General features: G+C 61.3%; 8 protein-coding genes and 1 pseudogene. 6 read left to right on the forward strand and 3 right to left on the reverse strand.

Annotated features, from left to right (window positions below; genetic code table 11):
* Positions 1 to 93 precede the first annotated feature (93 nt).
* A complete protein-coding gene (pabB, locus tag C1X29_RS27765; RefSeq protein WP_102718910.1) occupies positions 94 to 1437 on the forward strand; it encodes an aminodeoxychorismate synthase component I in 1344 nt (447 codons plus the stop codon).
* A gap of 148 nt (positions 1438 to 1585) precedes the next feature.
* On the opposite strand, the gene thrH is transcribed toward pabB, so the two are convergent.
* Positions 1586 to 2203, reverse strand: coding sequence for a bifunctional phosphoserine phosphatase/homoserine phosphotransferase ThrH (gene thrH, locus C1X29_RS27770; RefSeq protein ID WP_102718911.1), 618 nt, complete (start codon positions 2201 to 2203; stop codon positions 1586 to 1588).
* A 163-nt stretch (positions 2204 to 2366) separates the two neighbouring features.
* On the opposite strand from thrH, the gene C1X29_RS27775 reads away from it, so the two are divergent.
* The 3 genes from C1X29_RS27775 to C1X29_RS27785 all read left to right on the forward strand — a co-directional run bounded on the left by C1X29_RS27775 (position 2367) and on the right by C1X29_RS27785 (position 5930).
* Entirely contained in the window at positions 2367 to 3101 is a 735-nt protein-coding gene (locus tag C1X29_RS27775; protein ID WP_102718912.1) for a phosphoadenylyl-sulfate reductase, read from the forward strand.
* 501 nt (positions 3102 to 3602) lie between these two features.
* Entirely contained in the window at positions 3603 to 5147 is a 1545-nt protein-coding gene (locus tag C1X29_RS27780) for an NCS1 family nucleobase:cation symporter-1 (RefSeq protein ID WP_102718913.1), read from the forward strand.
* A 54-nt stretch (positions 5148 to 5201) separates the two neighbouring features.
* Positions 5202 to 5930 (forward strand): aspartate/glutamate racemase family protein, encoded by a 729-nt coding sequence (locus C1X29_RS27785; protein ID WP_064378736.1) that lies wholly within the window; start codon positions 5202 to 5204, stop codon positions 5928 to 5930.
* On the opposite strand, the gene C1X29_RS27790 is transcribed toward C1X29_RS27785, so the two are convergent.
* Positions 5899 to 6840, reverse strand: coding sequence for a LysR family transcriptional regulator (locus tag C1X29_RS27790; RefSeq protein WP_102718914.1), 942 nt, complete (start codon positions 6838 to 6840; stop codon positions 5899 to 5901). The genes C1X29_RS27785 and C1X29_RS27790 overlap by 32 nt on opposite strands.
* 125 nt (positions 6841 to 6965) lie before the next feature.
* Here C1X29_RS27790 and C1X29_RS27795 point away from each other — a divergent pair, with 125 nt between their 5' ends.
* A complete protein-coding gene (locus tag C1X29_RS27795; RefSeq protein ID WP_102718915.1) occupies positions 6966 to 7712 on the forward strand; it encodes a 3-oxoacyl-ACP reductase family protein in 747 nt (248 codons plus the stop codon).
* 80 nt (positions 7713 to 7792) lie between these two features.
* Here C1X29_RS27795 and C1X29_RS27800 read toward each other — a convergent pair.
* Positions 7793 to 8485 (reverse strand): annotated as a pseudogene (locus tag C1X29_RS27800) (HAD-IA family hydrolase); the annotation flags it as partial.
* Positions 8486 to 8734: 249 nt separating this feature from the next.
* On the opposite strand from C1X29_RS27800, the gene C1X29_RS27805 reads away from it, so the two are divergent.
* Positions 8735 to 11618 (forward strand): DUF6531 domain-containing protein (locus C1X29_RS27805; protein ID WP_146023275.1); only part of this gene is annotated, 2884 nt, incomplete at its 3' end.

Raw genomic sequence — 11618 nt, forward strand, 5'->3', positions numbered from 1 at the left:
GGGCTGGGGTGAGGGGGTAGGCTTTTGACTTTGATCTGGCATCGGAGAGGACTACAATCCCCACCCCGCCTCGATGGCCGATCTGCCCCGCCCATGTTGACCTGTTCCGTACACCCGCTGCCCTATCGCGCCAACCCCGCCGACTATTTCGCGGCCCTCCGCCATGCGCCCGGCGCCGTGCTGCTCGACAGTGGCCGGCCGAGTGCCGACCGTGGCCGTTATGACCTGCTCAGCGCCTGGCCGCTGGAACAACTGGCGGTGTTGCCGGACGAGCGCGGCGACGATTTCCTGCAACGTCTGCGGGACAATCTGACCCGCTTGGGCGACGCGCAATTGCCCGATGGGTACGAATTGCCCTTCGCCGGCGGCCTGATCGGTTACCTGAGCTACGACTTCGGCCGGCATCTGGAAAACCTGCCGAGCCAGGCCCGGGATGACCTGCAATTGCCCGATGCGCGTTTTGGGCTGTACGACTGGGCCTTGATCAGTGATCACCAATCGGCAACCAGCCAGTTGGTATTTCACCCTTCGGTCAGCGCCAGCGAGAAACAACGGCTGATCGATGTATTCAGCCAACCGGTGGGCGCCGAACTGACTCCGTTCAAGCTGAGCAGCCCGATGGCGGCAGATCTCTCAGCCGACGAGTACCGTCAGGCGTTCGAGCGTATCCAGCATTACATCCAGGCCGGCGACTGCTATCAGGTCAATTTCGCCCAGCGCTTCAGAGCGCCGTGCCAGGGCGATCCATGGCTGGCCTACTGCAAATTGCGTGAAGCCTGCCCGACGCCGTTTTCCGGATTCCAGAGCCTGCCTGACGGCAACGCGGTACTGAGCCTTTCGCCCGAGCGCTTCGTCAAAGTCAGCCAGCGTCAGGTGGAAACCCGCCCGATCAAGGGCACCCGCCCCCGTGGCGCGACCCAGGCCGAAGACGCGGCCAACGCCGCCGAACTGCTGGCCAGCCCCAAGGATCGCGCGGAAAACCTGATGATCGTCGACCTGCTGCGCAACGACCTGGGCCGCACCTGCCGCATCGGCTCGGTGCGGGTGCCGGAGTTGTTCAGTCTGGAAAGTTATCCGAACGTGCATCACCTGGTCAGCAGCGTGACCGGTGAACTGGCGGAAGATCGCGACGCTCTGGACCTGATCGCCGGCAGCTTCCCTGGCGGTTCGATCACCGGCGCGCCGAAGATTCGTGCGATGCAGATCATCGACGAACTGGAACCGACCCGACGTGGGTTGTATTGCGGTTCTTTGCTGTATCTGGACGTGCGTGGCGAGATGGACAGCTCCATCGCCATTCGCAGTCTGCTGGTGAAGGATGGACAGGTGTGCTGCTGGGGCGGTGGCGGGATCGTCGCCGATTCGGACTGGCAGGCGGAGTATCAGGAATCGATTACCAAGGTCAGAGTTTTGCTCGAAACCCTGCAAACCCTTTAACTAGAAGCGCCCCACGTTGATCGTTCCCACGTCGAGGCGTCGAACCGTCCGCGTGGGAATGCATCCCGTGACGCTCCGCGTCCCAGTGGACGCGGAGCGTCCATAGCGGCATTCCCACGCGGAGCATGGGAACGATCAAGGAATGTGATTACAGGGACAGGTCGCGGTTCGAGGCTTTGAGGAACTCCTGCTTCAACTCTTCGAACGTATGCACCGCCGGAAACTGCGGAAACTCGCGAATCACGTTATCCGGCGCATGGAACAGAATCCCCGCATCCGCTTCGCCCAGCATGCTGGTGTCGTTGTAGGAATCCCCCGCCGCAATCACCCGGTAATACAAGCCCTTGAAAGCCAGAACCGACTGACGTTTCGGATCTTTCTGACGCAACTGGTAACTGGTCACCCGCCCGCTGTCATCCGTAATCAGTCGGTGGCAGAGCAAAGTCGGAAAGCCCAGCTGACGCATCAGTGGCTGGGAAAACTCGTAGAACGTGTCCGACAGAATCACCACCTGAAACCGCTCGCGCAGCCAGTTGACGAACTCCACCGCGCCGTCCAGCGGCTTGAGGGTGGCGATCACTTCCTGGATGTCCGAAAGCTTCAGGCCATGCTCGTCGAGGATGCGCAGGCGCTGCTTCATCAGCACGTCGTAGTCGGGAATGTCCCGGGTGGTGGCCTTGAGCGATTCGATTCCGGTTTTTTCGGCGAAGGCGATCCAGATTTCCGGCACCAGCACCCCTTCAAGATCAAGACAGGCGATTTCCACAAGACACTCCCGTTTGTAATGTTTATTGAGTCGAGCGAGCCCGAACTCTAGCGGCTCGACCTGCACCGCGCAACGCAGAGGCTGCCCCGGCGCGCGTTGCTTTTTGTTACCATCGCCGCCATATAGAGCGCCCAGCGCCACCGACCTGTAGGAAGCCGCCCTGATGAGCCCAACGTTCGACGTCGTGGAACTCGCCACGACCTATGCCAACAAATCCGCCCAGGACATCCTCAAACTCGCGTTCGCCGAGTTCGGCGATGACCTGTGGATATCTTTCAGCGGCGCCGAGGATGTGGTGCTGGTGGACATGGCCTGGAAGCTGAACAAGAACGTCAAGGTGTTCAGTCTCGACACCGGCCGCCTGCATCCGGAAACCTACCGCTTCATCGATCAGGTGCGCGAGCACTACAAGATCGACATCGAACTGGTCTCGCCGGACTACACGAAACTTGAACCGTTCGTGAAGGAAAAAGGCCTGTTCAGCTTCTACAAGGACGGCCATGGCGAATGCTGCGGCATCCGCAAGATCGAGCCGTTGCGTCGTAAACTGTCCGGCGTCAAAGCCTGGGCCACCGGCCAGCGCCGCGACCAGAGCCCCGGCACCCGCAGCGCCGTGGCGGTGATGGAAATCGATACAGCGTTCTCCACCCCGGAGCGCACCCTGTACAAGTTCAACCCGCTGGCGCAGATGACCAGCGAGCAAATCTGGGGCTACATCCGCATGCTGGAGCTGCCGTACAACAGCCTGCATGAGCGCGGCTTCATCAGCATCGGCTGCGAACCGTGCACCCGCCCTGTCCTGCCGAACCAGCACGAGCGCGAAGGTCGCTGGTGGTGGGAAGAAGCGACCCAGAAAGAATGCGGGTTGCATGCCGGGAATATCATCAGCAAGGCATAACCCCTGATGCCCCGTGGGAGCAAATCAGCTCCCACAGTATTCTCTACCCGCCTTGAAAAATGTGTACACACGAATGTCACCATCGGTGCCATTTATGTGTGCACTTTTCGTTTTTGCGCCCTGAAAAGTTACATCACGCTACAGAAACACTCCTTCCCCGCGCCCGCCAAAATCCCTCCCGAAAAATAAATACCTGTTCGAACGGTCAATTTATATCGTCCGTATTTCAGCGACTTAGCGCTCCTCAATAACTTTTCGCAATCAGCGGTGATTTTCATAGATCGCCGGCTGGCACAGATCTGGCTTTAGTGCATACATGTTTTGTATACAAAACCGCAAAACATGAACCCACACTTTCGATCCGCAAGCCTGAAGCGCCCTATCCCGTACAGGCTGCAGATGCCCCGTAACCAGTGATGTTTTCACCGCCGCGACGAAGATCTGCCGAGCCCGAGTGCTCATGCACAGTCATCGTGGCCCGAACATCAGGAGCCTGCCGGAATGCGTACGAGTCTCTCCAATAACAACATCGCGCTGAATCTGCCCGCCTCTTCACCCCTCGACCACAGCGTGCGCGGTGATGGCATCTCCGAACCGCTGCAACTGAGCCCGCGTCTGCACAACAGTGACCTCGCGCCGACCAAGATCGAAGGACGGCGTTGGGGCAAATACAGCATCTTTGCCCTGTGGACCAACGATGTGCACAACATCGCCAACTACTCGTTTGCCATCGGTCTGTACGCCCTGGGCCTGGGTGGCTGGCAGATTCTGCTGTCGCTGGGGATCGGCGCGGCGCTGGTGTACTTCTTCATGAACCTGTCCGGCTACATGGGGCAGAAAACCGGGGTGCCGTTTCCGGTGATCAGCCGGATCAGTTTCGGCATTCACGGGGCACAGATTCCTGCATTGATCCGGGCGGTGATCGCCATCGCCTGGTTCGGGATTCAGACGTACCTGGCGTCGGTGGTGTTTCGCGTGTTGCTCACGGCGATCCATCCCGGTTTCGCCGACTACGACCACAACTCGATCCTCGGCCTGTCGAGCCTGGGCTGGGTGTGTTTCGTGGCGATCTGGTTCGTGCAGTTGGCGATTCTCGCCTACGGCATGGAAATGGTCCGCCGCTACGAAGCCTTTGCCGGGCCGGTGATTCTGCTGACCGTCGCCTGCCTCGCCGCGTGGATGTACATCCAGGCCAACGCGACCATCGCCTGGTCGATCCGCGAACCGCTGACCGGCGGCGAGATGTGGCGCAACATCTTTGCCGGCGGCGCTTTGTGGCTGGCGATCTACGGGACGCTGATCCTCAACTTCTGCGACTTCGCCCGCTCTTCGCCGTGCCGCAAGACGATCAAGATCGGAAATTTCTGGGGCCTGCCGGTCAATATTCTGGTGTTCGCCGGGATCACCGTCCTGCTGTGCGGCGCGCAATTTCAGATCAACGGCCGGATCATCGAAAGCCCGACCGAGATCATTGCGTCGATTCCCAACACGTTCTTTCTGGTACTCGGATGCCTGGCGTTCCTGATCGTCACCGTGGCGGTGAACATCATGGCCAACTTCGTCGCCCCGGCCTTCGTGCTCAGCAATCTGGCGCCGAAATACCTGACCTTCCGCCGCGCCGGGCTGATCAGCGCGACGATTGCGGTGCTGATCCTGCCGTGGAATCTCTACAACAGCCCGCTGGTGATCGTGTATTTCCTGTCCGGCCTCGGCGCCCTGCTCGGCCCGTTGTACGGCGTGATCATGGTCGACTACTGGCTGATCCGCAAAGGCCGGATCCACGTACCGCAGCTGTACAGCGAAAACCCGAACGGCGCGTATTACTACAGCCGCGGGATCAACCTGCGGGCTGTGGCGGCGTTCATTCCAGCCGCGCTGATCGCCATCGTCCTGGCTCTGGTGCCGGGCTTCCACCTCGTTTCGCCCTTCTCCTGGCTAATCGGCGCCGGCATTGCCGGGATGCTTTACCTGATCATCGCCAAACGCCAGCCGCACTACGCCGACGTCGACGGTGAAGCCATCGCCGTCGACAACGTCAGCCACTGAATCTTTTGGCGGCCCTTCGCGGGGCCGCAGAACCAACCGTAATAAGGACTTCCCATGCGAATTCTCGTGGTCAACGTCAACACCACCGAATCCATCACCCAGGCCATCGCCCGTTCGGCGCAGGCTGTCGCTTCCCCCGGCACCGAGATTGTCGGCCTGACGCCGTACTTCGGCGCCGATTCAGTCGAAGGCAATTTCGAAAGTTACCTGGCCGCCATCGCTGTGATGGACCGGGTGATGTCCTACGACCAGCCGTTCGATGCGGTGATCCAGGCCGGCTACGGCGAACACGGTCGCGAAGGCTTGCAGGAATTACTCAACGTGCCGGTGGTGGACATCACCGATGCGGCGGCCAGCACCGCGATGTTTCTCGGCCACGCCTATTCGGTGGTCACCACGCTGGACCGCACCGTGCCGTTGATCGAGGATCGGCTGAAACTCTCCGGCCTGTGGGATCGCTGCGCCTCGGTGCGCGCCAGTGGTCTTGCGGTTCTGGAGCTGGAACATGAACCGCAGCGGGCGCTGGAAGCCATCGTGCATCAGGCGGAACTGGCGGTGACTCAGGATAAAGCCGAAGTGATCTGCCTCGGTTGCGGCGGCATGGCCGGGCTCGACGAGAAGATCCGTCAGCGCACTGGCGTGCCGGTGGTGGACGGTGTCACTGCGGCCGTGACCATCGCCGAATCGCTGGTGCGACTGGGCCTGTCGACGTCCAAGGTGCGAACCTATGCGACGCCTCGACCGAAAACCATCATCGGCTGGCCAGCACGTTTTGCGCGTTGAATCGCTCGGCGAGGCCCAGGGTTGAAAACTGCTCGATGACAAAATCGACGAACGCCCGGGTCTTGCCCGGCAGCAATCTGTGTTCGGCGTAATAGATGGAGATGTTGCCGTCGTCGACGTACCAGTCGGGCAAGACTCGCTGCAACGTCCCCGCCTCAAGATAGCCGACCGCAAACGGCATGCTCACCAACGCAATCCCCAACCCCTGCGCCGCCGTGGCGCAGGCGGCTTCTGAATCGCTCATGGTCATTCGTGCCTTGAGGGTTAGCGGGCTGTGTTGCCGGGTGCGATGCGTCAACTGCCAGGAGCGCACGCGACCGGTCTGCGGTGAGCGGATCAGAATGCCGTCGTGCAGCTTGAGGTCGTCCGGCTCGCTGATCGGCGCGTGCCGATCCAGATAATCCGCAGAAGCCACCAACACCCGATGCGCCGGCGTCAGCCTGCGCGCCACGACGCCTTGGGGCAGTTCGAAGCCTCCACCAATCGCTGCATCGAAACCCTGGCCGATCAGATCGACCTGGCGGTTATCGAAATGCCAGTCCGGGTTGATCGCCGGAAATCTTTTCAGGAACTCCCCCAGCAACGGCACGATGTACAAACGGCCGAACACCGTGCCCATGCTGACTTTCAGCGTACCGGCCGGTTGGCCGCCGGCGCTGGCCAGATTGTTCACGGCGTTCTGGATGGTGGTGAGACTGCCGCTGACCTCACTCAGAAACAGTTGCCCCGCTTCCGTCAGGGTCAATCTTCGGGTGCTACGCTGGAACAGCCTCACGCCGAGGCGCGCTTCCAGTTTCGCCACGCTTTTACCCACGGCGGCCGGTGTCAGGCTCAGGCGGCGCGCGGCCTCGGCAAAGCTGCCGACTTCGGCGCTGCGCACGAAGCATTCGATACTGCTGAAGGTTTCCATGGCCGCCACTCTAAACTTTTGGTTTACACAGACTATAGCAACCACGGTCTACCCGCCTATTGGCGAGGGGCAGATACTCGACACCACACCAAGGCAGCCTGCCTTGAAACTTCTGGAGATCGAACATGACCACTCAAAACCTCAGCGGTAAAGTCGCTCTGATTCAAGGCGGCTCTCGCGGCATCGGTGCCGCCATCGTCAAACGCCTGGCCGCTGAAGGCGCCGCGGTTGCCTTTACCTACGTCAGCTCCGCCGCCAAGGCTGAAGAACTGCAAAACAGCATCACCGCCACCGGCGGCAAAGCCCTGGCGATCAAGGCCGACAGCGCCGACGCCGGTGCCATTCTCCACGCGGTAAGCGCCACTGTCGAAACCTTTGGCCGCCTCGACATCCTGGTCAACAACGCCGGTGTACTGGCCGTCGCCCCGCTGGAAGACTTCAAACTGGAAGACTTCGACCAGACCCTGGCAATCAACGTGCGCAGCGTGTTCATCGCCAGCCAGGAAGCCGCCAAACACATGGGCGAAGGCTCACGCATCATCAACATCGGCAGCACCAACGCCGACCGCATGCCCTTCGCCGGTGGTGGCGTGTATGCGATGAGCAAGTCCGCACTGGTCGGCCTGACTAAAGGCCTGGCCCGCGACCTCGGCCCACGCGGCATCACCATCAACAACGTGCAGCCCGGCCCGGTCGACACCGACATGAACCCGGCTCACGGCGAGTTTGCCGACAGTCTGATCCCGCTGATGGCGGTGGGTCGCTACGGCAAGGCAGAGGAAATCGCCAGCTTCGTGGCCTACCTCGCCAGCCCGGAGGCCGGTTACATCACCGGTGCCAGCCTGACCATCGACGGTGGTTTCGGCGCCTGATTGATCAGATAGTCGATAACGAAAAACGCCGCCCCTCCTTTGACAGAGGGGCGGCGTTTATTTTGTTCGCGATTTGATAAGGCCCAGTCGAGCGCCGGCAATCCGCATGCACTCGGCGTAAACGCCTTCAACGTACGAAGAATCCCGTCGGCGTGTGCGTATTTTTCATCGGCCATGGCGGCATCCGGAATGGCGATGGCAGTCATGCCGGCTGCTTTCGCCGCCGTCACACCGAATGGCGAGTCTTCGAACACCAGGCAATCTTCCGGCGCTACACCCAGGCGGCGCGCGGCGGTGAGGAAGATGTCCGGCGCCGGTTTGGCCGCGCCGACTTCCGGGTCGTCAGCGGTGACGATGAAGTCGAACAACGCGAACCAGTCGCGGTGCAAGGTGGTTTTCTGACCGAAAGACTGGCGCGACGAACTGGTGCCGACGGCAATCGGAATGTTGTGCGCCTTGAGGTGGCGGATCAGTTCCTCGGCGCCCGGCATCGCTTGCGCGGTGGGAAAACGCTCGCGCATCAGCGGCTCGCGGATCACCAGAAACTCTTCGGCGGTGATCGGCAGGTCCAGCGCCTCGACCACATAACGCGCCAGATCGCCGGCGCCACGCCCGATGATGTTCTGCTTGATGCTCCAGTCGAAGGTGCGCCCGTACCGCTCGGCAATCAGCGAGGTAACCTCGGTGTAGATGCCCTCGGTGTCCAGCAGCAAACCGTCCATATCGAAAATCACGGCCTTGATCGGGCCGAACGCCTTCAGCGGTGCATTCATCATCGGATCCGTTATCAAAGACATCCCGGGCGGCGTGGATAGCGCCGCTGCTCGGATCTGATTAAAGGGTTCAGCAGCATAACGAGCCCGGCCGAGGTTGAGCAACGGGCAATGTCGGTTGTCCGCCGAACGCCCTCTCGCACATTTAGAGAATCGCCCTACAGACATCGCCTACTCGGCTGACTTCTTTCCTGTTTGATCCCCCGCAAAGTTTCGCGCCATTCCCCTGATGCGCGCGAGTGACTGCGAATGCTTCCATCTGACCAACTCCTGAAACTGAACAACAGCATTGGTTTGCTGGTGGTCGCTGCGCTGAACCCTGATCAGCCCGACGTCGAAAAGCTGTTTCAGGAGTTTCGCCTTTGCCTCAACAACTATGACGCCTGGGCCGAGCAGTTCTGGACGGGCACCGCGCTGGGTGTCGAGCAAGTGTTCCAGGTCGGCAACGATGTCCGGCTCAGTGCACCGGTTGCCAGCCGCAAACCCATCAGTTCCTCCGTGGCCATGTGTTCCGCCAGCGGCTCCCTGACGCTGGTGCACATGTTCGAAGCCGCGCGGTTTGTGCCGATCGGCGATACGCCGGTGACCCTTGAACCGGTCATTTCCGATGTCGACGGTGTTCCGGGTTTCGGCGATCCACTGAGTTACACCATCGGCCCCAGCGGCATTCTCAAGGTCGACGACTGCGACCGGGGCCAGCGTTATCGCATCACCTTCTTTCCCGATGTTTCCACTGCGCATATCCGGACGTTATACGCCTCGTATCAAGGCCTCATCGATGGTCTGGAAGGCTGGTTACGTGAGGAATGGAAAGGGTTTCAACCGCAGTGGACGGCGTTTTCCAGCGCCGGTTTCACCGAGCGTTACGGGCAGTTGCAACAGGCTGACTGGCACGGTTTTGAATCCGCCCTGAATGGCGTCTGGGACGACGTGAAGCAGCTGTTTGCCCTGCTTGCAGACTTGCAGGCCAACAGCGAAAAGCTTCTGCAGTACCTGTCCAGCGCTGAACTGGATGCCTTGCTTGCGGCGTCCTCCGAGGCCATCGCCAATGGCCTGCTGATGCTCGGCGATGAGCCGTTGCTGTTCATTTATCTGGCGGCCTTTACCAGTTGGCTGAAGATGCTGCCGCCGCAGTATCTGGCCGAGGTGGTGGCCGAAGTTCGCGCTGAGCTGCTGGTCAGTTTTCTGTTGATGTGTGTGTCGGGTGGCATGGGCGTACCGCTGCGGCTGAGCACCAAGGTACTGGGCAAAATCAAGTCGCCGCGTGCGCGGGAATGGCTGGCGGCGTCGGCGTTGCGGCTGGCGGAACTGACCTCGGCGCCTGACCTGACCCGACATGCGAGCGCTTTGAAACCGTTGATGGTCAATGCGCGGCAGGCGCCGTTGCGGCCGACACCGGCTGTCCCGCTGGAGGTTCGCACGGCGGATGCGCTGGTGCTGAAGGTGCCCAATCCGGCGGCCATTGCCCGCGACAAGTCCCATGGCATGACGCGAATGGAGCGGCATGAGCCTCGCGATGATGCTTCGGATCAGGCGAAAAATCCCAACGGTGACAGTGCCGATTGTGCGCCGCGGACCTGCACCAATGGCTGTCCGGTGTCGATGGTCACCGGCGAAGAGTTGTTGACCCTCACCGATGGTGTGCTCGATGGGCTGTTGCCGTTCGAGTTCAGCCGCTTGTACCGCAGCAGCGCGGCCGAGATTGATGTCGGGCTAGGGTTTGGCTGGAGTCATTCGCTGGCGCATCGGCTGGAGGTTGATGGCGCTTCGGTGGTCTGGGTGGATCACGAGAACCGGCGCACGCGGTTTCCGTTGCCGAGCGTTGAGCGGCCGGAAATCCACAACAGCTTGTCGCGGGCGGCGATCTTTCTCGGGGATGAGCCTGAGGAGCTGATTGTTGCGCTGGCGGGGGACGCGGCGCGGTTTTATCACTTTCGGGCGGGGCGTCTGACGGCTGTTAGCGATGCCTATGGCAACCGCTTGCGTATTACGCGGGACCGCTTGGATCGCGTTGAGCGCCTCGATAACGGGGCCGGTCGTTCCCTGTTGCTGCGCTATGAGCGGGCGCATCTGATCGCGGTCGATTATCAGGTGTGGCGCGATGCGGCCTGGCGCACCGAGCAGACGCTGGTCAGTTACCGCTTTGATGCTCGCCATCGACTGATCGAGGCGTCCAACGCGGTTGGCGAGACTGAGCGTTACGACTACGACGACCAGCACGTCATCCTGCAACGGCAACTTAGCGGCGGCGCGAGTTTCTTCTGGGCGTGGGAGCGCGCCGGCAAGGCGGCGCGCTGCGTGCGGCACTGGGCGTCGTTTTCGCAGATGGACACGCGGTACGTCTGGGATGACGCTGGCCGGGTCACCGTGCAGTACGTCGATGGGACTGAGGAAACTTACGTCCACGACGACACCGCGCGGTTGGTGCGTCAGGTCGCCGCCGATGGTGGCGAACAGCTCAAGGCATACGATTCGGCGGGTCGGTTGGTCGCCGAGCAGGATGCGCTGGGCGCGGTCACCGAGTACCGCTATGACGACGCCGGGCGGTTGATCGCGCTGATTCCGCCGGACGATGCGCCGACGTCCTACGAGTACCGCAACGGTTTCCTGCACAGCCGCTCACGTGGCGATGCGGTGTGGACGTACCGGCGTAATGCCCAAGGGGACATCACCGAAGCGGTCGATCCGGACGGTCATGTCACCCATTACCACTACGATCCGCAGGGGCGGTTGCTGTCGGTCCGTTATCCGGATTCGGGTCGGCATGTATTCGTGTGGAACGACCTGGGTCAGTTGGTCGAGGAAAGTTTGCCTGATGGCGGGGTTCGGAAGTTTTCCTACGACCTGCAGGGACGGCGGACGACGGTTCAGGATGAACACGGTGCCGTCACCCGTCATGCGTGGGACGCCGTTGGCCGGCTGATCCAAACAACGCTGCCTACCGGGGCGACACGGGCTTTCAGTTACAGCGCCTACGGCCAGATCACCGCCGAGCGCGATGAACTGGGGCGTATCACCCGCTACGAATATGACGACGACCTGCACCTGGTCAGCCGGCGGATCAACCCCGACGGCACGCGCCTGCAATACCGCTACGACCATGCGCAGCTGCTGCTGACGGAAATCGAGAACG

Origin of the sequence: Pseudomonas sp. GW456-12-10-14-LB2 (assembly GCF_002884345.1) — a bacterium.
GTDB classification, from domain to species: domain Bacteria; phylum Pseudomonadota; class Gammaproteobacteria; order Pseudomonadales; family Pseudomonadaceae; genus Aquipseudomonas; species Aquipseudomonas paraglycinae.